A 21,981-nucleotide genomic window follows, 5' to 3' on the forward strand; every position below is an offset into this window, starting at 1 on the left:
AACAGGGCTGATGGCCGGTATTTCGCTGGTGCCTGCGCGCCTGCGCGATCCGGTGCTTGGTGCGATTGGTAAACTGGCAGGCAAGGTTGCTAAAGGCGCAAGGCGTCGTGCTCGTATCAACTTGTTGTATTGCTTGCCAGAGGTGTCGGAAAGCGATCGTGAGCACATCATTGATGAGATGTTCGCCACAGCGCCACAATCGATGATCCTGATGGCGGAACTGGCCTGCACTAAACCGGAAAAGGTGTTGAAGCGCGTTCGGTGGCACGGTGAAGAGGTGCTGGATAAAATCCGTGAAGAAGGTCGTAACGTGATCTTTCTGGTACCGCATGGCTGGGCAGTAGATGTACCGGCAATGCTGATGGCTGCTCGCGGCCAGCCGATGGCGGCGATGTTCCATAACCAACGCAATCCTCTAGTCGATTATCTGTGGAATAAGGTGCGTCGCAAGTTTGGCGGCAGAATGCATGCCCGGAATGACGGCATCAAGCCGTTCATCAGCTCCGTGCGCCAGGGTTACTGGGGTTATTATCTGCCCGATCAAGATCACGGTGCAGAACACAGCGAGTTCGTCGACTTCTTTGCGACCTATAAGGCCACATTGCCGGCCGTTGGGCGTTTGATGAAGGTTTGTCGCGCAGCTATTGTCCCGCTGTTCCCGGTCTATGATGGCAAAACCAGCATGTTGGATATTCATATTCGCCCGCCGATGGATGACTTGGCCACGGCTGATGATCACTATATTGCACGGCGAATGAATGAAGAGGTTGAGAATCTGGTAGGGCCAAACCCAGAACAGTACACCTGGATCCTAAAACTGTTGAAAACGCGTAAAGAAGGGGAAATTGAACCCTATTCACGTGACGATTTATATCGCTAAATCCAGTTTTTGCTGACGGCCAAGGGCCAGACATCTTCGGGGGTCTGGCCCTTTTTGTTACGGGGCTTAAATATGCACCATGCAGCCTTGAGCAATCAGGGGTTCCAACACGGCAGGCATATGGGCAAAGCTGTTCCAGCGTAGATCCAAGCGTCGTAAACGGGTCAAGCTCACCATACTGTCCGGCAGAGTACTTAAACGGTTAGCGCGCAGGTCAAGCGTGGTCAGTGCGGTTAATTGGCCCAAATCGGCGGGCAACTGTTGTAACTGATTGGCCCGGAGGTTGAGGTCAGTCAGGTTGCTGAGGTGACAAAATGCGTCTGGCAGCAGACCGATGGCGTTATTTTCAACGTCCAGCACCGCCAGCTCGGACAGCTGAGAGAGCTCATTCGGCAATGCCGTCAGGCGATTGTTCATCAGATGCAGTTCTCGCAGTGCCGTTAACTGACCAACAGAGCCAGGCAATGCAGCAATTTGGTTGTTGTACAACCGGAGTTCTTGCAAGGCGCTGAGCTGAGCGATAGCGGCCGGCAACTGAGTCAGCTGGTTATCCGTCACATTCAGATAGCGCAATTTGCGTAGTTGACCCAACTCAATGGGCAGATCGCTAAAGGCATTATCACTCAGATATAAATAGGTCAAATTGTGCAACTCACCGATTTCTGCAGGGACGTGAGTGGCTTGGTTGTGGCCGCAATCCAGCATCGCAAGATGTTGCAGTTGGCCAATGCCGATCGGCAGTTCACAAAGTTGATTGCAGGAAATATTCAACACCTGCAGATCGGTGTGTTTGAACATTTGCGCGGGGAGCTGACGGAGTCGGTTGTTGTATAAACTGATTTTCAGCAATGCGTTGCCTTGCAGGCAGGCATCATCCAAATGTTCCAGCCCCTGGCTGTCCAAATTCAGCGCGTTTAGGCTGCAGTTTTGCTGTGGGTGTTGATGAAGCATCAATGGCTCTCCGTTTGCCGAGCGGCGACTGGAGGGGAGTTTAACAGGGGAAAGGGCAGAGTGGGGAAAAATGCCGGCCGAGTTAACGGCCGGCAGCAGCAGTGATTACTCGACGCGCAGGATACGGCTGGTGTTGGTGGTGCCCACGGTTTCCATCACGTCACCCTGGGTGACGATGACCAGATCGCCGGACACCAGGAAGCCTTTATCACGCAGGCGGTTAACTGCGTCATTGGCGGCGATGACGCCGTCGTTATGGCTGTCGAAATACACCGGCGTAACGCCGCGGTAAAGTGCAGTCAGATTCAGCGTGTGCTCATGACGTGACATGGCGAAGATCGGCAGGCCGGAACTGATGCGTGACATCATCAGAGCCGTGCGCCCCGATTCGGTCATGGCGATCAGTGCGGTAACACCTTTCAGGTGGTTTGCCGCGTACATTGAAGACATGGCGATAGCCTCTTCAATGTTGTCAAATTGCACGTCCAGGCGGTGTTTGGAGACATTGATGCTTGGGATCTTCTCAGCGCCCAGACAAACACGCGCCATTGCCGCTACGGTTTCTGCCGGATACTGACCGGCTGCGGTTTCAGCCGACAGCATAACGGCGTCGGTACCATCCAGCACGGCGTTCGCCACGTCCATGACTTCGGCGCGGGTTGGCATCGGGTTGGTGATCATCGACTCCATCATCTGGGTTGCGGTAATCACGGCGCGGTTCAGCGTACGGGCACGGCGGATCAGTTTTTTCTGGATGCCGACCAGCTCAGGATCGCCGATTTCGACGCCCAGATCGCCACGTGCCACCATGACCACGTCAGACGCTAGGATGATGTCGTCCATAGCTTCATCGCTGCACACGGCTTCAGCGCGTTCAACTTTGGATACGATCTTGGCATTGCAGCCTGCGTCGCGTGCCAGACGGCGTGCGTAGTTCAGATCTTCGCCGGTACGTGGGAAGGAAACCGCCAGGTAGTCAACGCCGATTTTTGCCGCAGTGACGATATCGGCTTTGTCTTTTTCAGTCAGGGCTTCTGCGGACAGACCGCCACCGAGTTTGTTGATACCCTTGTTGTTGGACAGTGGGCCGCCAACGGTGACTTCGGTAAAGACTTTCATGCCCTGAACTTCGAGCACTTTCAATTGTACGCGGCCGTCATCCAGCAGCAGCACATCGCCCGGCACAACATCGGCAGGCAGGCCTTTATAGTCGATACCGACTTTTTCTTTATCGCCTTCGCCCTTGGACATGTTGGCATCGAGCAGGAATTTATCACCGATGTTAAGGAAAATTTTGCCTTCCTTAAAGGTGGAAACACGAATCTTCGGCCCTTGCAGGTCACCCAGAATAGCGACGTGACGTCCCAACTTGGCAGCAATTTCGCGCACTTTGTCCGCGCGAGCTTGGTGATCTTCAGCACTGCCGTGGGAAAAGTTTAGCCGAACTACGTTAGCGCCAGCGGCAATGATCTTTTCCAGATTATTGTCGCGGTCAGTAGCCGGACCCAGGGTGGTAACAATTTTGGTTCTTCTGAGCCGTCTGGACATGTATTACTCCGTTGACTGGTGAAGCAAATTATTGGTGTTGCGATAACGTCGGATAACGAAACCAGGAGTGAAATGTAATTTTACTACACTGATGTTTCACTCGGGTTACCCGCATGAGCGTTTTAACAGGGTACTGCCTCTAATGCTGCCGTTCAGGTTATCCTGACCGACAGTTTTTTTCACATCGGTTACGAGTCGAAATTGTTGGGGATAACGACACCCTTATCAAAGCGCGATTCTTTCAACGCTTCCTTGACCCGCTTCAAGTTATCTCTGAATTTGGCCCCTCTACGCAAGGTAAATCCGGTGGCGAGAACGTCGATGAGCGTTAATTGTGCAATTCGAGACACCATGGGCATATAAACGTCGGTGTCTTCGGGGACATCGAGCAGCAAGGCTAACGTTGCTTCGTGTGCCAAAGGGGTGTCGCGTGAGGTAATGGCGATCACCGTGGCGTCGTTTTCTCGCGCCAGCTGCGCCATTTCCACCAGATTTTTGGTGCGACCGGTGTGGGAGATTAATACCACCACATCACCTTCGCTGGAGTTCATGCACCCCATACGTTGCATGACGATGTCATCGAAGTAGACTACCGGAATGTTGAAGCGGAAAAACTTGTTCATGGCGTCATGGGCGACGGCTGCCGAGGCACCTAAACCAAAGAAAGAGATTTTTTTTGCCTGGGTAAGCAGATCAACAGCACGATTGATTGCTGCAATATCTAAATTTGCCTTTACTGTATCCAGACTCGCCATGACGGATTCGAAAATTTTACCGGTATAGGACGCGACGCTGTCATCTTCCTCCACGTTACGGTTTACGTAAGGTGTGCCATTGGCCAGACTTTGTGCCAGATGCAGTTTAAAATCAGGGAAGCCTTTGGTATCAAGACGGCGGCAAAAACGGTTGACGGTAGGCTCGCTGACGTCCGCCATCCTGGCCAGCGTCGCAATGCTGGAGTGAATGGCGGTCTGTGGAGAGGCGAGGATCACCTCTGCGACTTTCCGTTCAGATTTGCTCAGTAGCTCCAGATGGCTCTGGATTTTTTCCAGCGTATTCATATAACGAGAGTCACTCATAGGGTATGTCGATTTCAATCAAAGGAGAAATCAATGCCGGTTTAGTGAAAATATACTACGTGCTGGAGACCGTTGGCAGTGTAGACAGAGGGTATGCAGTCTTTTTTCATCAGAACATGACCTGTGTCTAACTTTCATAATGGTAAAAGAGTGTCAAAAAAGACAGAAAATTACAGTTTTTCGTTTGGTCAGCGGCATTTATGCCCGATAACGCTTAACACTGCAATTTCTAGGGCTTTTTTTCTACTTTTGATCCGGGTTTACTGGCCGTAGTTAAAGAGAGTACATTAGTAATGTAAGAAAATTACAAATATCCTGCAACGAGGAGATGAACATGGCGGTAACCTCTACAGCCCAGGCGTGTGACCTGGTTATTTTCGGCGCGAAAGGCGATTTGGCGCGTCGTAAGCTGTTGCCTTCCCTGTACCAGTTAGAGAAAGCCGGTCATATCCACCCGGATACCCGTATTATTGGCGTCGGCCGTGCCGAGTGGGATAAAGAAGCCTATATCAAGGTGGTCAAGGAAGCGCTTGGCACCTTTATGAAAGAAAAATTGGATGACGAACTCTGGGCCACGCTGAGCGCGCGCCTGGACTTCTGCAACCTGGATGTGAACGACAGCAAGAATTTTGCCACATTGGGTAAAATGCTGGATCAGAAACATCGTACCACCATAAACTACTTTGCAATGCCGCCAAGCACCTTCGGCGCGATCTGCAAAGGCTTGGGCGAAGCCAAGCTGAACCACGAGCCGGCCCGTGTTGTAATGGAAAAGCCGCTTGGCACCGATCTTGCGTCGTCACGCGTGATCAACGATCAGGTTGCGGAATACTTTAACGAATCCCAGGTTTACCGTATTGACCACTATCTCGGTAAAGAGACCGTGCTGAACCTGTTGGCATTGCGTTTTGCTAACTCGCTGTTCGCGTCCAACTGGGACAACCGTACTATCGACTCCGTGCAGATCACCGTGGCGGAAGAAGTGGGCATTGAAGGGCGCTGGGGCTATTTTGACCAGGCCGGCCAAATGCGTGACATGATCCAGAATCACCTATTGCAAATTCTGACCATGATTGCCATGTCACCCCCTGCGGATCTGACCACCGACCGTATTCGTGACGAGAAGGTGAAAGTGCTGCGTTCATTGCGTCGTATCGATCAGACCAATGTTCGTGAAACCACGGTGCGTGGCCAGTACACTGCCGGTTTCGTGCAGGGTAAAAAAGTGCCAGGTTATCTGGAAGAGGAAGGGGCGAACAAAAGCAGCAATACCGAAACCTTCGTCTCCATTCGTGTGGATATTGATAACTGGCAATGGGCGGGTGTGCCGTTCTACCTGCGTACAGGTAAACGTCTGCCGACCAAATGTTCCGAAGTGGTGGTTTACTTCAAAAACCCGCCATTGAATCTGTTCAGCGATTCTTACCAGCAACTGCCGCAGAACAAACTGACCATTCGTTTGCAGCCGGATGAGGGTATCGAGATTCAGGTGTTGAACAAGGTGCCTGGTCTGGATCACAAGCATCGTCTGCAAACCACCAAGCTGGATCTGAGCTTCTCCGAAACCTTCAACCAGGAGCACGTCGCGGATGCTTACGAGCGCCTGTTGCTGGAAACCATGCGCGGCATTCAAGCGTTGTTTGTGCGTCGCGACGAGGTGGAAGAGGCATGGAAGTGGGTTGACTCCATCATGGATGCGTGGAAAGCCGATAACGAAGCGCCGAAACCGTATCAATCCGGCACCTGGGGGCCGGTAGCCTCAGTCGCGATGATCACTCGCGACGGCCGTTCCTGGAACGAGTTCGAGTAATGACTCTGCCGGCAGTTTATCTGCCGGCATTTTTTTGCCCGCAATACCGGGGCGCAACATCACTTGGGGTACGGCCGGACGCCTGCGTGAATTCGCGGAGCCCTGTGGCAGGGGCGTGCCATTGATAACCCGTAAGTCATGGAGAAGTAACAATGAAAAACTGGAAAACCAGCGCAGAACAAATCCTGACCGCAGGCCCGGTCGTTCCTGTGATTGTGATCAATAAGTTGGAACATGCGGTGCCGTTGGCCAAGGCGTTGGTAGCCGGTGGCGTGCGCGTACTGGAGGTTACATTGCGGACCGCCTGCGCCATGGAGGCGATTCGTGCTATCGCGTCGGAGGTGCCGGACGCGATTATTGGTGCCGGTACGGTGATTAACCCACAGCAATTGCAGGCAGTGACCGATGCGGGGGCGCAATTCGCCATTAGCCCGGGCCTGACAGAGGCGCTGCTGAAGGCGGCAACGTCAGGTCCCATTCCGTTAATTCCTGGCATTAGCACTGTTTCAGAGCTGATGCTGGGGATGGATCACGGCCTGAGCGAGTTCAAATTCTTCCCGGCGGAAGCTAATGGGGGGGTGAAAGCGTTACAGGCAATCGGTGGGCCATTCCCACAGGTGCGCTTCTGTCCGACGGGCGGCATAACGCCGAATAACTACCGTGATTATCTGGCGCTGAAAAGTGTGCTGTGTATTGGCGGCTCTTGGTTAGTGCCAGCCGATGCGTTGGAAAAGGGCGATTACGCACGCATCACCGAACTGGCGCGTACCGCCGTCAGTGGTGCCACGGCGTAACCCGCGCCGAGCCTGGGTTTGTCGATTTATTGGCCGACCCGTTCCAAGTGAAGGTTCAACACAATGTTGAGCCTTTTTTTATTTTTAAATTACTTAACTTTATTATTTTTAAACTTTTTTTATATGGTTTTTGCGAAAACGGGGGTTTGCTTTATAATTTTTGCTGTGGTACAACTATCACAGTTGAAAATTTTACTTGATGAGGATATTGGGCAAATCGCACTCCGTGTAACAAGATAATGTGCGGCTGAGAATAGAGAATACTTATGATGACAACTAATGGAATTACCCTCAGAACCTCTACTTGCCAGCTTTTCCTATCTGCCATCCTTGCCAGTGAGCATCACTGGTGCAGCGAGCTATAGCGTCTTTCTCCCTTAACCGGTGCTGGTGACAGGCTCAGTCCTTCGTCATTCCGCGTAGCCGGGCAAACTTCTTTATTACGTTTGGGTCAGTTTATCCCCAGGGATCTCTGCGTCGTCAGCGCCTTGTTGCGCCTGTCTGACGAGATAAATCGGGATAAATATGCCTTAGCGTGCGTTATTCGCCGTTTGGGAGAGAAATTATGATTTATTGGATCTTTTTAGGTTTGGCCATCGTGGCCGAAATTATCGGTACCTTGTCAATGAAATACGCCAGCATCAGTGGTGGCATGACGGGGCATATCGTGATGTATATCATGATCACAGCGTCGTACGTGATGCTGTCATTAGCGATAAAGCGTGTTGCCTTAGGTGTCGCTTATGCATTGTGGGAAGGTATCGGTATCCTGTTCATTACCTTGTTCAGCGTGCTGTGGTTTGATGAGCCTATCTCGGTACTGAAAGTCCTGGGTCTGGTGACATTGATTGCCGGCATCCTGTTGGTGAAGTCGGGTACCCGCAAATCACGAAAACAGGCCAGCCCGCGAGGTGACAACCATGCAACAGCTTGAGTTGTACCACATTGGGTTTTTGGGACTGGCGATTGTGCTGGAAATTGTCGCCAACATCTTCCTGAAGATGTCAGACGGTTTCCGTAAAATTTGGTTAGGTCTGTTGTCTTTGCTGTCGGTACTGGGGGCATTCAGTGCCCTGGCACAGGCGGTGAAGGGGATTGATCTGTCGGTGGCTTATGCACTGTGGGGCGGATTTGGTATTGCCGCGACTATCGCAGCCGGTTGGATCTTGTTCGGTCAGCGATTGAATGCCAAAGGTTGGATCGGCCTGGCCTTGTTGCTGGCGGGGATGGTCATTATCAAACTGGCTTAATCGGCAGACAACAAGAAAAAAACCGCAGGCGTTACCGTCTGCGGTTTTTTTTTACAGTGCGGCAATGATTTTGATTTCAACCTTGTACTTCGGGTTCATCAATTTAGCCTCTACCGTGCAGCGCACAGGGGCGCTACCAGCAACGACCCAGGCATCCCAGGCGGCGTTCATGGCAGCAAAGTCTGCGCCGTCAGCCAGAAAAATGGTGGCATCCAGAACCCGGCTCTTGTCTGAGCCAACACGGGCCAGAATCACATCGATCGCCGCCAGGGCGTTGGCGGTCTGCGCGGTGGCGTCGTCATCCAGATTTTCCGGCACGCTGGTGTAATAGATTGTGTCGTTATGAACAACTGCTTCTGACCAGCGCTTGTCCGGATCAATTCGTTCGATATTCATTCATTTATCTCCATATCATCATCGCCTTAAGGGTATCACAGCCATCGACATAAATGCTTGATGAGAAAGTCGGTGGTAGCCGTGCAGCAGGATTGGCATAATCAACGCTGAATTACATCGGCAGAGAGATAGCGTGACAGACGATTTCGCAACAGACGGCGCCCTGGCGCAGGCAATCAAGGGTTTCAAACCGCGTGAAGCACAGCGGCAGATGGCGGAAGCAGTCACAGAGGCCATTAACTTCAAGCAGGAGCTGGTGGTCGAAGCGGGCACCGGCACCGGTAAAACCTACGCCTACCTGGTACCGGCACTGCGGGCCGATCGTAAAGTGATCATCTCTACCGGTTCGAAAGCGCTGCAGGACCAGCTTTACGCGCGCGATTTGCCTAATGTCGCCAAGGCGCTGAAGTACAAGGGAAAGATGGCGTTACTGAAAGGGCGGTCAAACTACCTGTGCCTGGAGCGTCTGGAGCAGCAGTCGATGGCGGGCGGGGAGCTGGCTGGGCAGGCGTTGATCGATCTGGTTCATCTGCGCAAATGGTCGTCAATGACCAAAGAAGGCGATATCAGTAGCTGCAGTGACGTCGCGGAAGACAGCTTCGTCTGGCCGTTAGTGACCAGCACTAACGATAACTGTCTGGGCAGTGACTGCCCGCTGTATAAAGATTGCTTTGTGGTTAAGGCGCGTCGCCGTGCGATGGATGCAGATGTGGTGGTTGTGAATCATCATTTATTCCTGGCAGATATGGTAGTGAAAGAAGGCGGCTTTGCTGAATTGATCCCGGAAGCAGACGTGATGATCTTTGATGAGGCGCATCAGATCCCGGACATCGCCAGTCAGTACTTCGGTAAACAGTTGACCAGCCGCCAATTGCTGGATCTGGCCAAAGACATTTCCATTGCCTACCGAACCGAAGTTCGCGACGCCGCTCAGCTCCAAAAAAGTGCAGACCGGCTCAGCCAAAGTACCCAGGACTTCCGTTTGATGCTGGGCGAACCGGGGTTTCGAGGGAACCTGCGTGAGGTACTGAGTCAGCCAAACGTACAGCGCGCTTTGCTGCTGCTCGATGACGCTCTGGAGTTGTGTTACGACGTCGTCAAACTGTCTCTGGGGCGCTCGGCTCTGCTGGATGCTGCTTTCGAACGGGCCACACTGTACCGTGCACGTCTCAAACGCTTGAAAGAGGTCAACGAGCCGGGGTTCAGCTACTGGTATGAGTGCAACTCACGCCATTTCGTGCTGGCGTTAACGCCGCTGACGGTGGCTGACCGTTTCCGTGAATTGTTGGATGAAAAACCAGGCAGTTGGATTTTCACCTCGGCAACGTTGTCGGTGAATGAGCAAATGGGGCATTTCACCGATCGTTTGGGTCTGAACAAAGCCAAAACGTTGTTGCTGGCCAGCCCATTCGACTATGCAAAACAAGCCTTATTGTGTGTGCCGCGCTTTCTTCCATCTCCCAATCAGCCCGGAGGTGCTCGGCAACTGGCGCGCATGCTACGCCCGTTGATTGAGGCCAATAACGGCCGCTGTTTCTTCCTTTGTACTTCCCACCAGATGATGCGTGAACTGGCGGAAGAGTTCCGTGCGACCATGACGTTGCCGGTACTGCTTCAGGGGGAAACCAGTAAAGGGCAATTGCTGGCGCAGTTTGTCGAGGCTGGCAACGCGCTGTTGGTGGCGACCAGCAGCTTCTGGGAAGGGGTGGACGTGCGTGGCGATGCCTTGTCATGCGTGATCATCGACAAGCTGCCGTTTACCTCGCCCGACGATCCCTTGTTGAAAGCGCGCATTGAAGACTGCCGGCTACGTGGTGGCGATCCGTTTAACGACGTGCAGCTGCCGGATGCGGTCATCACCCTGAAACAGGGCGTTGGGCGCCTGATTCGCGATACTGACGATCGCGGCGTGCTGGTGATCTGTGATAACCGCTTGGTGATGCGACCCTATGGCGAAGTGTTCCTCAACAGTTTACCGCCGACGCCACGCACCCGCGATATCGCTCAAGCGATTGCCTTCTTGCAGGCAGAGCGCTAGCGGATAGGCGTGACAGCAGGGCTGTGCTACAATGCGCGCCCTGTATGAAAAACCCTGTTTTATTCCCGTCTGAGGTTGGCATGTCCACGCGAATTTTAGCGATCGATACAGCGACGGAAGCCTGTTCCGTTGCGCTCTGGAATCAAGGCGAGATCCACGCCCTGTTTGAGCTGTGCCCACGTGAGCATACGCAACGCATTTTACCGATGGTGCAGCACGTGCTGGCGGAATCCGGTGTAACCCTTAATCAGCTCGATGCCCTGGCTTTTGGCCGTGGGCCTGGCAGCTTTACCGGCGTGCGTATTGGCATTGGTATTGCGCAGGGGTTGGCTTTGGGTGCCGGGTTGCCATTACTGGGCATTTCTACGTTGCAAACTATGGCGCAAGGGGCTTGGCGCGTGACTGGTGCAAATCGCGTTCTTGCTGCGATAGATGCACGCATGGGTGAGGTTTACTGGGGCCAGTTTGAGCGTCAGCAAGACGGTAACTGGCTGGAGAGCGAAGGTGAGGCGGTGCTTTCTCCGCCGCAGGCGTTGGCGCGAGCGCAAGGTCTGCAAGGCGATTGGGCACATGTTGGCACCGGCTGGCAAACCTACCCAGACCTGGTCGCTGGCACGGCATTAAGTCTGCGCGATGGCCAAATATTGCTGCCGCATGCGGAAGATATGCTGCCATTAGCGGTGCAAGCCTGGCAACACGGGCTGGCGGTACAGGTAGAAAATGCCGAGCCAACTTATCTGCGCAATGAAGTTACCTGGAAAAAACTGCCCGGTCGCGAATAGCCGTCGCCTATTGTGCTTTGGTTGATGCCAGGAAATGAATGGTCTGCAACTTGCTTTGTGTATTGATGTCAAAGTTACAGCTATTTCAGGAGATTGCGACGATGTTAACTCACACTGTAAGTAAAAAAATGTCGCTGCTGGCTATTGCCTGCGGTGCGCTCGCTTTGTCGGGTTGTGTCTCTGTACCTGATGCGATCAAAGGCAGCACGGCAACGCCGGTCCAGCAGCTCACTTCGGTTCAGAATGCGCCGAACCTGTTTGTGGGGGCTGAAGCCCGTTTTGGCGGTACCGTGGTGAATGTTGCGAACGAGCAGGGAAAGACCGTATTGGAAATCGCTACGGTTCCGCTCGATTCAGGCGCACGGCCGATCCTGGGCGAACCGTCGCAGGGGAGGCTACTGGCGTCGGTGAACGGTTTCCTGGAGCCTGTTGATTTCAAAGGCCAGTTGGTTACCGTTGTTGGCCCGATCACGGGTGTAAGAGACGGCAAGATTGGAATGACACCCTACAAGTTTGTCACCATGAACGCCACCGGCTACAAACGTTGGCACCTGACTCAACAGGTGATGATGCCACCTGCGCCGATGGGGCCGTGGGGCTGGCGTGGCGGTACCTGGGGCCCAGGTTGGGGCGTCGGTTACGGCTGGTATAATCCTGGCCCGGTGCAGGTGCAAACCATCGTCACCGAGTAGTGCTCGCTTGTTGTTAACGATTTTATTAGGGCGGCTCCGGCCGCCTTTTTCTTTTGGCGCAGGGAATTAGCGCCAATTAGTGACGTACATCGCAACCTGAATAATGTTTAAAACCCAAACTGGTCCGCTGAGTTAAAATATTGTTATGGTTTGGCTGCGGGTTAGGGGCTGCGATGATAATGAGTAATGATTTCAGGAGTAATACCTTGGATAAGGTTTGGTTAAAACGTTACCCGGCAGATGTTCCAGCAGAGATCGATGCCGATCGTTATTCATCTTTGGTCGAAATGTTTGAGAATGCGGTTAAGCGTTATGCGGATCAACCGGCTTTCATTAACATGGGCGAAGTGATGACCTATCGTAAGCTGGAAGAGCGCAGTCGCGCTTTCGCAGCGTACTTGCAAAATGAGCTGGGCCTGCAGAAAGGCGATCGTGTCGCTTTGATGATGCCGAATCTTTTGCAGTATCCGATCGCGCTGTTTGGTATTTTGCGTGCCGGTATGGTGGTGGTAAACGTTAACCCGCTTTATACGCCACGTGAGTTGGAGCACCAACTGAACGACAGTGGTGCCACTGCCATCGTGATTGTCTCCAACTTTGCTCATACGCTGGAAAAAGTGGTGTTCAACACCCAAGTCAAACATGTGATCCTGACACGTATGGGCGACCAGCTTTCTACTGCGAAAGGCACCTTGGTTAACTTCGTGGTGAAATACATCAAACGGCTGGTCCCAAAATATCACCTGCCTGCCGCGATATCTTTCCGCAGCGCACTGCAACGCGGGCGCCGCCAGCAGTATGTTAAACCTGATATCATCAATTCCGACCTGGCGTTCTTGCAATATACCGGGGGGACTACCGGTGTGGCGAAAGGCGCGATGTTGACACACCGTAATATGCAAGCGAACGTAGCGCAGGCCAAAGCCGCCTACGAGCCACTGTTCCGTGACGGTCAGGAGCTGATTGTCACCGCATTACCGCTTTACCACATCTTTGCATTAACGGTGAATTGCCTGTTGTTTATCGAGCTAGGCGGCCGCAACCTCCTGATCACTAACCCGCGTGATATTCCGGGGTTGGTCAAGGAACTGGGCCGTTATCCGTTTACCGCGCTAAGCGGGGTGAATACCTTGTTCAATGCATTGCTGAATAACAGCGACTTCCATCAATTGGATTTCTCGACGCTACGTTTTTCGGTAGGCGGGGGCATGTCGGTGCAGAAAGCGGTGGCGGACAGATGGGAAGAAACGACCGGTAAGCACTTGCTGGAAGGCTATGGTCTGACAGAGTGTGCACCCTTGGTCACCTGCAACCCGCACGATTTGAAGCACTATAGCGGCAGCATCGGTCTGCCAGTATCTTCTACGGATATTCGGTTGGTGGATGATAATGGCAATGATGTTCCTGTCGGTGAGCCGGGTGAACTGTGGGTCAAAGGGCCGCAAGTTATGTTAGGCTACTGGCAACGGCCGGACGCGACGGATGAAGTATTAAAAGATGGCTGGCTCGCGACCGGTGATATCGTTACAGTGGATGACATGGGCTTTGTGCGCGTCGTTGATCGTAAGAAAGACATGATTCTGGTGTCCGGGTTTAACGTCTACCCGAACGAGATCGAAGACGTGGTCAGTCAGCATCCGAAAGTATTGGAATGTGCGGCGATTGGCGTGCCGAACGAGGTTTCCGGTGAAACGGTCAAGATCTGCGTGGTGAAGAAAGACGCCTCTCTGACCAAAGAAGAGCTGTTGACACATTGCCGTCGGCAGCTTACCGGGTATAAAGTGCCTAAAATTGTTGAGTTCCGTGACGAGTTGCCGAAGTCTAACGTCGGTAAAATTTTGCGGCGAGAACTGCGTGATGAGCAGAAAAAACCTGCGGCGGCCAATGCCGCCTAGGTCAGCATCCACGCCTTACAGATCAACAACGCCGGTGAATGCCGGCGTTGTTGTGTTTGAATCATGAAAGCGACCAAGAGAATGATGTTTTGAACTATCAGTTGATCACTACCGATGCCGGATTGCAGCAGGTCTGCGAGCAGGCGAAAAAGCATGCCCAGATTGCGCTGGACACCGAATTTGTCAGAACGCGCACCTACTATCCTCAGTTAGGTCTGATTCAGTTATACGACGGTGAACAACTCTCCCTGATTGATCCTTTGCCAATCAAGCAATGGCAGCCATTTATCGAGTTGCTCAGTGACACTCAGATAGTGAAGTTCCTGCATGCCGGCAGTGAGGATTTGGAAGTGTTCCTCAATGCGTTCAAAACGTTGCCGACGCCGATGGTGGATACCCAGATTCTGGCTGCCTTTACCGGTCGACCATTATCGTGCGGCTTTGCGACGCTAGTGTCGGAATATATGCAGGTGGATCTGGATAAAAGCGAAGCCCGTACCGATTGGCTCGCTCGTCCACTGACAGAAAAACAATGTGTCTACGCCGCTGCGGATGTGTTCTATCTGCTGCCGATGGCCAAACGGCTCGTGCAGGAGACGGAGGAGGCCGGTTGGACGGCAGCAGCAAGCAATGAATGCCTGTTGTTGTGTCAACGCCGTAGCGAGACACTGGCGCCGGAATTGGCCTACCGTGAAATCACCAATGCCTGGCAATTACGTCCGCGTCAGTTGGGGTGTTTACAAAAACTGGCGGAATGGCGTCTGCGCCAGGCGCGTGAACGTGATCTGGCAGTGAATTTCGTGGTGCGTGAAGAGAATCTCTGGCAGGTGGCGCGTCATATGCCGACGTCTTTGGGAGAACTGGACTCACTTGGGCTAAGCGGCCCGGAAATTCGCTATCACGGTAAAACGCTATTGGCCTTGGTTGCAGAAGCCGCCGAGCTGGATGAATCCGTCTTGCCTGAGCCGTTGTCGAACCTGGTCGATCAGCCCGGTTATAAGAAGGTGTTCAAGGAAATCAAAGCGGCGATCGTCATTGTCAGTGAGCAAAGTGGGCTGAGCAGCGAATTGCTGGCATCACGTCGACAGATTAATCAGTTGCTGAATTGGCATTGGAAATTGAAAGGTGGCGACAACTTGCCAGAATTAGTCAGCGGCTGGCGAGGTGATTTATTATCGACGCCGCTTCAGGACATTCTGAAGGATTATTAATCGGATTTTAAAAAGTCAGGGCAGGGTAAGGAAACACTGCTCTGATTATTTATTAGGGATAATAGAAGTACTGACTCTTACTACCAGCATTTACTCTAAACAACAGTGACGCAAGATTAATTGAGATTAATCCCAAAGGGTAAAATGATAATGGGGTCTTTTTTATCTCAATAACTGGTTATGCATACAGTTACCCCCTGCAAGAAAATATACAGGGGGTAATTAATGCGTCACACTCATTTAGTTACTTCTTCCGATTCCGGTAATGTCACGTTGAGTTCAAGTACCGAAATATCATCCCCTTTCTGCTCAAACTGTACGTGAAGCATCTCAGGGTCGATTTGGATGTATTTGCAAATTACCGCCAGAATATCGCGTTTTAAATCAGGCAGATACGGGGGCTCACTGTCCCCGCGTCGGCGCTCTGCGACGATAATCTGCAGCCGTTCCTTGGCTATATTGGCTGTCTGCTTTTTGCGGGACAGAAAGAAGTCTAGTAATGCCATGGTTTATCCCCCAAAAAGGCGTTTCAGGAAACCCTTCTTCTCTTCTTCAATGAAGCGGAAGGGGCGTTCTTCCCCTAACAAGCGGCTAACGGTATCGTCATAGGCTTTACCGGCATCTGACTCAGCATCAAGAATCACCGGCTCACCCTGGTTAGATGCCCGCAGTACGGACTGATCTTCCGGGATAACGCCGACCAGTGGAATGCGCAGGATTTCCAGCACGTCTTCCATGCTCAGCATGTCGCCACGGCTAACGCGGCCTGGGTTATAACGGGTCAACAGCAAGTGTTCTTTGATGGCGGACTCGCCACGCTCAGCACGACGGGATTTGGAAGACAAAATGCCCAAGATGCGGTCAGAGTCACGTACCGAGGAGACTTCCGGGTTGGTGGTAATGATGGCTTCGTCAGCGAAGTACAGGGCCATCAGCGCACCCGTTTCGATCCCGGCCGGAGAGTCACAGACTACAAAGTCAAAATCCATCTCGCCCAAATCGTTGAGGATCTTCTCGACGCCATCGCGGGTCAGCGCGTCTTTATCACGTGTTTGCGATGCTGGCAGGATAAAGAGGTTTTCCGTGCGTTTGTCTTTGATTAGCGCTTGATTCAGTGTGGCATCCCCCTGAATCACATTGACGAAATCGTAAACAACCCGGCGTTCACAGCCCATGATCAGGTCAAGATTCCGCAGACCGATATCGAAATCGATGACAACGGTTTTCTTCCCTTTTTGGGCTAAGCCGGTAGCGATGGCCGCGCTTGAAGTGGTCTTGCCAACGCCCCCTTTACCCGATGTAACAACAATAATGCGTGCCATGAAATGGATTCCTTGTCAAAAGGGCTTAATTTAAAGGTTGTATGGTTAAAGCGTTATCCAACAGGCTGAGTCGTACGGCCTGCCCGACATAATCGGACGGGATTTGGTCGCTCAACCAGTACTGCCCTGCGATAGAGACTAGCTCAGCACCCAGGTGCGTGCAAAAAATCTGGCACTGTGTATCACCTGATGCACCGGCCAGCGCACGACCGCGCATCATGCCGTAGACGTGAATGTTGCCATCGGCAATTAATTCGGCGCCGGCGCTGACGCTGCTGGTCACAATCAGATCGCTATTGCGGGCATAAATCTGTTGGCCGGAACGGACAGGAGCACTGATGATGCGCGTCTTGGCGGGGGCGTTGGGATCCACCACGGGGACTGGTGCGGGCACCGGTTCCTGGGCAGCCATCTTTTGGCCTTTGCCTTCGTTCAATAATGGCAGTCCAGCACGGGCTATCGCGCGTTTTTGCCGCTCATCTCTGCAACCGCTGATACCTACAACGCGCAGTCCTGCTGCCGTGACAGCCTGTTGAAGTTCTTTCCAGTTTGCGTCGCCGTTTAGCGTTGCAACGTTGATAACAACAGGGGCATTTTTCAAAAAGGCAGGCGCTTGCTCCACCTTTTCTAGTAATGCCTGACGTATTACCTCGGGTTCCGAATTATACAAATGAACAACCGATAGGGTAAAACTGCTGCCTTTTAGCTCAATTGGCGATTGTGACATCTATCCTGACTCAGTCTCAGCAACTTTAAATCCCCGGAATACCAATCGGGGTGCGATATTCCGAAGTACTATAAGCATGTTATAGTCAGAGTTATATCCAGGCAAGACGCTGCCCCAATTAAATAGAGTTAAAAACATGCTTTGTGTGATCTATAGAAGCTCGAAACGCGATCAAACTTATCTTTATGTCGAAAAAAAAGACGATTTCTCTCGCGTGCCCGAAGATCTGATGAAAAGTTTCGGTACGCCGCAATTGGCCATGACGCTTTCTCTTGAAGGTCGGGAAAAGTTAGCCTCGGCGGATATTGAAAAAGTGAAGGAAGCCCTGAAAGAAGAAGGGTTTTATCTGCAGGTTCCACCGCCGCTGGAAAATTTATTAAACCTGCATTTGTCTAACGATAAAAAATAACCGTCGTTGGTGCACAGGAGCTACGCTGGATCAGTGACCCTAAACTGACAAAGGAGCTGTGTAATGAGATTGTCGGCGATAACGACGGTGTTGACTCTGCTGACGCTGGGATGTGTTGGCCAGCGTGCCGAGGCGCAGGTTGTTACTCCGCCGCAAGCTGCTTTAGCGGGGGGGACCAAGCCTCCGGCGCAGAGTACGCTTGCCGAAACCGGCCGTGATCCCGTGCAGTTCCCAGCTTATGTTGAGCAGCTAAAGCGCCAGGCATTGGCGAAAGGTATCAGCTCTGCCGTCGTTGAAAGTGCTTTTGCCAATGTGCATTTTGTTGATCGGGTCATAAAGGCAGACCGCAGTCAGCCAGAAAAGAAAATTACGCTGGATGATTATCTTAAGCGGGTGTTGCCTGCAGCCAAGATTGCACAAGGGCGAACCTTGTACCGGCAGTATCAGCCGCAACTGTCGCACATCACTGCACGTTATGGTGTTCCGGGACGTTATGTGGTTGCACTGTGGGGGATGGAAAGTGCCTTTGGCAAGATTCAGGGGCGCGAGGATGTGATATCCGCGCTTGCCACCTTGGCATTTGAAGGCCGTCGTGAGGCCTTCTTCAGCCAGCAGTTGATGGCGGCGTTGCAAATCCTTGAGCAGGGGCATGTTAGCCGTGAACAGCTGAAAGGCTCCTGGGCTGGTGCGATGGGACAGTGTCAATTTATGCCGACCTCGTTCCTTCACTATGCGGTTGACGGCGATGGGGACGGCCGTATTGATATTTGGAACAACGTTGACGATGTGTTTGCTTCGACGGCTCATTATCTGTCGAGTGAAGGCTGGAAACCCGGTGTTGGCTGGGGCCGAGAGGTGAAACTGCCTGCCGGTTTCAACGCCGATAATGCAGGGTTGAAAGACAGTCAGGCGCACAGCGTGAATGAATGGCAAAAGCGTGGTGTGCGCCGCCCTGACGGTTCAGCTCTGCCGCATTCTACCTTACGTGGTTGGGTGATCACGCCCGATGACATGCAAGGCCGTGCATTCCTGGTTTATGATAACTTCCGCACAATTATGCACTGGAATCGCTCTTACTATTTTGCGATCGGTGTGGGTATGATGGCTGACGGCATCGGGCAATAGATAAAGACCACGGTGCCTCCACCAGAGCGTGGAATAACGGGCTTAGCATGCTAAGCCCCTACATGATTGTAGGGAGAGGTAGTATGTATCAACATAGAGACTGGCAGGGTTCATTACTTGATTTCCCGGTGAATAAAGTGGTCTGTGTCGGCAGTAATTATGCTGACCACATCAAGGAAATGGGCAGTGCAACCTCTGCAGAACCGGTAGTGTTTATTAAGCCTGAAACGGCGCTCTGTGATATCCGTCAGCCAGTGGCGATCCCCAAAGAGTTCGGTTCGGTGCATCATGAAGTGGAGCTTGCGGTGCTGATCGGCACGCCGTTAAAGCAAGCGAATGAAGATCGTGTGGCCCGCGCTATTGCCGGTTACGGCGTGGCGCTTGATCTGACGCTGCGTGAACTGCAAGCCGGCTTTAAGAAAGCGGGGCAACCGTGGGAAAAAGCCAAGGGATTTGACGGTTCCTGTCCGATCTCCGGCTTCATTCCCGTTGCAGAGTTTGGTGATCCGCAAAACGCAGAATTGTCTCTGACAGTGAATGACCAAGTGCGTCAGCAGGGCAATACCCGTGACATGATCACGCCGATCCTGCCGCTGATCAGTTACATGAGCCGTTTCTTCACTCTGCGTGCTGGCGACATTATTCTTACCGGTACACCGCAAGGTGTTGGCCCAATGAGCTCGGGCGACATGCTGAAAATCACTCTCAACGGTAAATCGTTAACGACGCGTGTGATTTGAAACCACACTGAAACAACGTAAAAAGGCCCCGCAGGGCCTTTTTTTCGGTCAGAGCTGAGTGAAAGGTTACTTACGGCCCAACAAGAAACCGAAAACAATGCCAACCGCCGCGGCGATAGCCACACCTGCCAGTGGGTTGGATTCTACTTGGGTCCGCACCGTATCGGCCGCATCACGAGCTGCGTAGCTAGCCTGTGAGGCGTATTTACGGGCGGCGCCTTTAACCTGATGTTCCGGCGAATCTGTTGCTTTACCAAAGGCTTCCTGCACGGCACCGGCAGCTTCATTCACTTTATCTTCTGCTTTCCCAAACATACTTGGCTCCCTATCTTCGTATAAAGGCGAACATTAACCATAGCAGGATTATGCTGATTGGGGCGGCGTAACGTGCTTTATGAGAGGAATCTTATCCTGTGGGTTGTTAAGCGTCTGAGGAAAACGAAAGGGTGATGGACCTGCGATTTGTACGTATAATTGAACGATAGGCACGTTGTGTTCACCCACCGAAGACATGGCGTAATCGTCTGGCAGTGATGCCGTTTAATATTAAATACCGTTGTTTTAAATAGCGTTTTTTTTAAGCGATGTTTTTTTATCGCTATGATTATATTGTGTTTTCAGCCTTCCTATCTGGCAGGGATATCTATATAGTGCACCCTCAAAACCTGTACGCAGGTTATCTATTCATTTACCTATACCGGACGCGAACATGTCACAAACCCCTTTTTGGCAACAAAAAACGCTGGCTGAAATGTCAGAACAAGAGTGGGAGTCGCTGTGCGACGGTTGTGGGCAATGCTGTCTGAATAAGCTGATCGACGAAGATACCGACGAGATTTATTTCACCAACGTAGCCTGCAACCAGCTGAATATTAAATCGTGCCAGTGCCGCAATTATGAGCGCCGCTTTGAACTGGAAGAGGATTGCATCAAGTTGACGCGGGAAAATCTTACGACGTTTGACTGGTTGCCGCCGACGTGTGCATACCGCTTGATTGGTGAAGGTAAACCTTTATTCTCATGGCATCCGCTGGTTAGCGGTTCCAAAGCGGCGATGCACGGTGAACGTATTACGGTGCGCCATATTGCTGTACGCGAAAGCGAAGTGGTGGACTGGCAAGATCACATTCTGAACAAACCTGACTGGGCTCGTTAATACGCTGAAATTCAATGGATTTACGGTTGGTTAACGCGTTGTATTGCTCGGAGCGGTGTATAGCGGGTGAATCTTCAGAATTGGACGTGATCAAAAAAAACGGTATGCAAGAGAGGGAAAAAAGCCCCTGCAAAGATGAGGGGCAAGACACACAACAACACCAGGGAAATCGGTGATACTAACTTGCAGATACTATAAGGATTTTTCGGCAAAACTTCATCAAAATATTGATGCAATAATGCATCACTATGATGAGTTTTTTTGTATGAAGCAGATGGGTTTAGATTTTCAACGCCTCAAACGTTCAGGCTGTTAATCCTGATCGCGTAATTTGCTCGCCCTCGCATACGGCTTTTCTCGCTCCTAACTTAATGTTATGTAAATTACGCACTGGATCCCGTTCGGATGCTTCTTTTTATACATAAGGTTAGGTAGTTTGACCGCTCTCACGCTAAGTTCCGAGAGTAAAACAATGAAAATGATACGTCTGTTTGCCGTGGCTGGTGCACTGATTGTGCTTGTTTATTACCTTACACATACTTAATACCGATTTACCTCTGAAGATCATCAGTAACTCGATAAAAAACGGCGCCCTGGGGCGCCGTTTTTTATTCTTTCGCGCTTAGCGGCCAAACAGGTCGCGACGTCGCGGACGAACAAATTGTGCGAGCAGCACGATAATGGCGAACAGCAGATACGCAGTGAAGATGCCGACCAGCCACTGTGGCATTTCCAGCGTCAGGAACTCCCATTGGCGCACGGAGCAATCGCCCGACGCATGAAACACCGCCGGTAGCCATTTATCCAGTGGCAGCCAAGAAGGGAAGCTGACGAAGAAATCGCAGGTATTAAACGGCGAAGGATGCAGTTGGATCATGGTGTGTTTCCACGCCAGTTGCAGGCCTTCCCAGGCACTGTAAATCCACAGCAGGATAGCGACATAGCGCAGCGGCGTTTTGGGTGCAATGGCTCCGAGCAGCGAGGCGCCCAGAATACCAAACAATGCGCAGCGTTCGTAAATGCACATCACACAGGGTTGCAGCAGCATTACGTGCTGAAAGTAGAGTGCAACTAATTCCAGTACCAATGCAGTCAGGGCCATCAACAGCCAAGCACCGCGCCCCTGCGAGCAACGGTTAAAGAATTGCAACATATATTTATTCTTCCATGCAGTAA

Annotated in this window: 23 protein-coding genes; 14 read left to right on the forward strand and 9 right to left on the reverse strand. The window is 52.1% G+C overall.

Going from position 1 to position 21,981, the window contains the following annotated elements:
- Window positions 1-880: lauroyl-Kdo(2)-lipid IV(A) myristoyltransferase (gene lpxM, locus AC2FC2_RS24500; RefSeq protein WP_490660045.1), on the forward strand; the 880-nt coding region annotated here is incomplete at its 5' end.
- 66 nt (window positions 881-946) lie between these two features.
- On the opposite strand, the gene AC2FC2_RS24505 is transcribed toward lpxM, so the two are convergent.
- The 3 genes from AC2FC2_RS24505 to AC2FC2_RS24515 all read right to left on the reverse strand — a co-directional run bounded on the left by AC2FC2_RS24505 (window position 947) and on the right by AC2FC2_RS24515 (window position 4,440).
- A complete protein-coding gene (locus AC2FC2_RS24505; protein ID WP_490660046.1) occupies window positions 947-1,831 on the reverse strand; it encodes a leucine-rich repeat domain-containing protein in 885 nt (294 codons plus the stop codon).
- A gap of 105 nt (window positions 1,832-1,936) precedes the next feature.
- A complete protein-coding gene (pyk, locus tag AC2FC2_RS24510; protein ID WP_209633975.1) occupies window positions 1,937-3,379 on the reverse strand; it encodes a pyruvate kinase in 1,443 nt (480 codons plus the stop codon).
- Between the two features lie 188 nt (window positions 3,380-3,567).
- Window positions 3,568-4,440, reverse strand: a complete 873-nt coding sequence (locus AC2FC2_RS24515; RefSeq protein WP_037419984.1) for a MurR/RpiR family transcriptional regulator — start codon at window positions 4,438-4,440, stop codon at window positions 3,568-3,570.
- Window positions 4,441-4,792: 352 nt separating this feature from the next.
- Between AC2FC2_RS24515 and zwf the strand changes: the two genes are divergently transcribed.
- From zwf to mdtI, 4 genes are all read left to right on the forward strand, one after another.
- A complete protein-coding gene (zwf, locus tag AC2FC2_RS24520; protein ID WP_209633973.1) occupies window positions 4,793-6,268 on the forward strand; it encodes a glucose-6-phosphate dehydrogenase in 1,476 nt (491 codons plus the stop codon).
- Between the two features lie 152 nt (window positions 6,269-6,420).
- On the forward strand, window positions 6,421-7,062 hold the full coding sequence (locus tag AC2FC2_RS24525; protein ID WP_490660047.1) for a bifunctional 4-hydroxy-2-oxoglutarate aldolase/2-dehydro-3-deoxy-phosphogluconate aldolase: 642 nt from the start codon (window positions 6,421-6,423) through the stop codon (window positions 7,060-7,062).
- Between the two features lie 565 nt (window positions 7,063-7,627).
- The gene (mdtJ, locus tag AC2FC2_RS24530) at window positions 7,628-7,996 is read left to right on the forward strand and encodes a multidrug/spermidine efflux SMR transporter subunit MdtJ (RefSeq protein WP_209633969.1); all 369 of its coding nucleotides are present in this window, start codon (window positions 7,628-7,630) and stop codon (window positions 7,994-7,996) included.
- Window positions 7,983-8,312, forward strand: a complete 330-nt coding sequence (mdtI, locus tag AC2FC2_RS24535; protein ID WP_209633968.1) for a multidrug/spermidine efflux SMR transporter subunit MdtI — start codon at window positions 7,983-7,985, stop codon at window positions 8,310-8,312. The genes mdtJ and mdtI overlap by 14 nt, the downstream gene beginning before the upstream one ends.
- A gap of 51 nt (window positions 8,313-8,363) precedes the next feature.
- Here the strand turns inward: mdtI and AC2FC2_RS24540 are convergent, their stop codons facing one another.
- Window positions 8,364-8,708, reverse strand: a complete 345-nt coding sequence (locus tag AC2FC2_RS24540; RefSeq protein ID WP_209633966.1) for a RidA family protein — start codon at window positions 8,706-8,708, stop codon at window positions 8,364-8,366.
- Between the two features lie 133 nt (window positions 8,709-8,841).
- Here AC2FC2_RS24540 and yoaA point away from each other — a divergent pair, with 133 nt between their 5' ends.
- The 5 genes from yoaA (at window position 8,842) to rnd (ending at window position 15,326) form a co-directional block, all read left to right on the forward strand.
- A complete protein-coding gene (yoaA, locus tag AC2FC2_RS24545; RefSeq protein WP_490660048.1) occupies window positions 8,842-10,746 on the forward strand; it encodes a DNA repair helicase YoaA in 1,905 nt (634 codons plus the stop codon).
- An 80-nt stretch (window positions 10,747-10,826) separates the two neighbouring features.
- Window positions 10,827-11,528, forward strand: coding sequence for a tRNA (adenosine(37)-N6)-threonylcarbamoyltransferase complex dimerization subunit type 1 TsaB (gene tsaB / locus AC2FC2_RS24550; protein WP_490660049.1), 702 nt, complete (start codon window positions 10,827-10,829; stop codon window positions 11,526-11,528).
- A 101-nt stretch (window positions 11,529-11,629) separates the two neighbouring features.
- Entirely contained in the window at window positions 11,630-12,220 is a 591-nt protein-coding gene (locus AC2FC2_RS24555) for a Slp family lipoprotein (protein ID WP_265553632.1), read from the forward strand.
- A gap of 206 nt (window positions 12,221-12,426) precedes the next feature.
- Window positions 12,427-14,115, forward strand: a complete 1,689-nt coding sequence (gene fadD, locus AC2FC2_RS24560) for a long-chain-fatty-acid--CoA ligase FadD (protein ID WP_209633961.1) — start codon at window positions 12,427-12,429, stop codon at window positions 14,113-14,115.
- 89 nt (window positions 14,116-14,204) lie between these two features.
- Window positions 14,205-15,326: a ribonuclease D gene (gene rnd, locus AC2FC2_RS24565; RefSeq protein ID WP_130381011.1), complete on the forward strand. Its 1,122-nt coding sequence runs from the start codon at window positions 14,205-14,207 to the stop codon at window positions 15,324-15,326.
- A 236-nt stretch (window positions 15,327-15,562) separates the two neighbouring features.
- Here the strand turns inward: rnd and minE are convergent, their stop codons facing one another.
- Genes minE through minC form a run of 3 tightly spaced genes read right to left on the reverse strand, consistent with a single transcriptional unit; the run spans window position 15,563 to window position 17,375 of the window.
- Window positions 15,563-15,832 (reverse strand): cell division topological specificity factor MinE, encoded by a 270-nt coding sequence (gene minE / locus AC2FC2_RS24570; RefSeq protein WP_012145482.1) that lies wholly within the window; start codon window positions 15,830-15,832, stop codon window positions 15,563-15,565.
- Between the two features lie 3 nt (window positions 15,833-15,835).
- Window positions 15,836-16,648 (reverse strand): septum site-determining protein MinD, encoded by an 813-nt coding sequence (gene minD, locus AC2FC2_RS24575; protein ID WP_037419763.1) that lies wholly within the window; start codon window positions 16,646-16,648, stop codon window positions 15,836-15,838.
- 25 nt (window positions 16,649-16,673) lie between these two features.
- A complete protein-coding gene (gene minC, locus AC2FC2_RS24580; RefSeq protein WP_209633959.1) occupies window positions 16,674-17,375 on the reverse strand; it encodes a septum site-determining protein MinC in 702 nt (233 codons plus the stop codon).
- A gap of 136 nt (window positions 17,376-17,511) precedes the next feature.
- Between minC and AC2FC2_RS24585 the strand changes: the two genes are divergently transcribed.
- The 3 genes from AC2FC2_RS24585 (at window position 17,512) to AC2FC2_RS24595 (ending at window position 19,649) form a co-directional block, all read left to right on the forward strand.
- Complete coding sequence (locus tag AC2FC2_RS24585; RefSeq protein WP_209633957.1) at window positions 17,512-17,784, forward strand: YcgL domain-containing protein; 273 nt, start codon at window positions 17,512-17,514, stop codon at window positions 17,782-17,784.
- Window positions 17,785-17,847: 63 nt separating this feature from the next.
- On the forward strand, window positions 17,848-18,909 hold the full coding sequence (locus AC2FC2_RS24590; RefSeq protein ID WP_490660050.1) for a lytic murein transglycosylase: 1,062 nt from the start codon (window positions 17,848-17,850) through the stop codon (window positions 18,907-18,909).
- Between the two features lie 83 nt (window positions 18,910-18,992).
- Window positions 18,993-19,649, forward strand: a complete 657-nt coding sequence (locus tag AC2FC2_RS24595) for a fumarylacetoacetate hydrolase family protein (protein ID WP_012145477.1) — start codon at window positions 18,993-18,995, stop codon at window positions 19,647-19,649.
- Window positions 19,650-19,715: 66 nt separating this feature from the next.
- Here the strand turns inward: AC2FC2_RS24595 and AC2FC2_RS24600 are convergent, their stop codons facing one another.
- The gene (locus tag AC2FC2_RS24600; RefSeq protein WP_037419760.1) at window positions 19,716-19,964 is read right to left on the reverse strand and encodes a CsbD family protein; all 249 of its coding nucleotides are present in this window, start codon (window positions 19,962-19,964) and stop codon (window positions 19,716-19,718) included.
- Window positions 19,965-20,358: 394 nt separating this feature from the next.
- Here AC2FC2_RS24600 and ycgN point away from each other — a divergent pair, with 394 nt between their 5' ends.
- Window positions 20,359-20,805: a cysteine cluster protein YcgN gene (gene ycgN, locus AC2FC2_RS24605; RefSeq protein WP_490660051.1), complete on the forward strand. Its 447-nt coding sequence runs from the start codon at window positions 20,359-20,361 to the stop codon at window positions 20,803-20,805.
- Between the two features lie 622 nt (window positions 20,806-21,427).
- On the opposite strand, the gene dsbB is transcribed toward ycgN, so the two are convergent.
- Window positions 21,428-21,958, reverse strand: coding sequence for a disulfide bond formation protein DsbB (dsbB, locus tag AC2FC2_RS24610; RefSeq protein WP_037419753.1), 531 nt, complete (start codon window positions 21,956-21,958; stop codon window positions 21,428-21,430).
- Window positions 21,959-21,981: the final 23 nt, after the last annotated feature.

The sequence above is a fragment of the Serratia sp. CoH_122_TC_1 genome (assembly GCF_058191755.1).

Bases quoted from the DNA above. Each gene is read 5' to 3' on its own strand.
- AC2FC2_RS24505 (WP_490660046.1), bottom strand. From the start codon at position 1,831: ATGCTTCATCAACACCCACAGCAAAACTGCAGCCTAAACGCGCTGAAT.
- pyk (WP_209633975.1), bottom strand. From the start codon at position 3,379: ATGTCCAGACGGCTCAGAAGAACCAAAATTGTTACCACCCTGGGTCCG.
- AC2FC2_RS24515 (WP_037419984.1), bottom strand. From the start codon at position 4,440: ATGAATACGCTGGAAAAAATCCAGAGCCATCTGGAGCTACTGAGCAAA.
- zwf (WP_209633973.1), top strand. From the start codon at position 4,793: ATGGCGGTAACCTCTACAGCCCAGGCGTGTGACCTGGTTATTTTCGGC.
- AC2FC2_RS24525 (WP_490660047.1), top strand. From the start codon at position 6,421: ATGAAAAACTGGAAAACCAGCGCAGAACAAATCCTGACCGCAGGCCCG.
- mdtJ (WP_209633969.1), top strand. From the start codon at position 7,628: ATGATTTATTGGATCTTTTTAGGTTTGGCCATCGTGGCCGAAATTATC.
- mdtI (WP_209633968.1), top strand. From the start codon at position 7,983: ATGCAACAGCTTGAGTTGTACCACATTGGGTTTTTGGGACTGGCGATT.
- AC2FC2_RS24540 (WP_209633966.1), bottom strand. From the start codon at position 8,708: ATGAATATCGAACGAATTGATCCGGACAAGCGCTGGTCAGAAGCAGTT.
- tsaB (WP_490660049.1), top strand. From the start codon at position 10,827: ATGTCCACGCGAATTTTAGCGATCGATACAGCGACGGAAGCCTGTTCC.
- AC2FC2_RS24555 (WP_265553632.1), top strand. From the start codon at position 11,630: ATGTTAACTCACACTGTAAGTAAAAAAATGTCGCTGCTGGCTATTGCC.
- minE (WP_012145482.1), bottom strand. From the start codon at position 15,832: ATGGCATTACTAGACTTCTTTCTGTCCCGCAAAAAGCAGACAGCCAAT.
- minD (WP_037419763.1), bottom strand. From the start codon at position 16,648: ATGGCACGCATTATTGTTGTTACATCGGGTAAAGGGGGCGTTGGCAAG.
- minC (WP_209633959.1), bottom strand. From the start codon at position 17,375: ATGTCACAATCGCCAATTGAGCTAAAAGGCAGCAGTTTTACCCTATCG.
- AC2FC2_RS24585 (WP_209633957.1), top strand. From the start codon at position 17,512: ATGCTTTGTGTGATCTATAGAAGCTCGAAACGCGATCAAACTTATCTT.
- AC2FC2_RS24590 (WP_490660050.1), top strand. From the start codon at position 17,848: ATGAGATTGTCGGCGATAACGACGGTGTTGACTCTGCTGACGCTGGGA.
- AC2FC2_RS24595 (WP_012145477.1), top strand. From the start codon at position 18,993: ATGTATCAACATAGAGACTGGCAGGGTTCATTACTTGATTTCCCGGTG.
- AC2FC2_RS24600 (WP_037419760.1), bottom strand. From the start codon at position 19,964: ATGTTTGGGAAAGCAGAAGATAAAGTGAATGAAGCTGCCGGTGCCGTG.
- ycgN (WP_490660051.1), top strand. From the start codon at position 20,359: ATGTCACAAACCCCTTTTTGGCAACAAAAAACGCTGGCTGAAATGTCA.
- dsbB (WP_037419753.1), bottom strand. From the start codon at position 21,958: ATGTTGCAATTCTTTAACCGTTGCTCGCAGGGGCGCGGTGCTTGGCTG.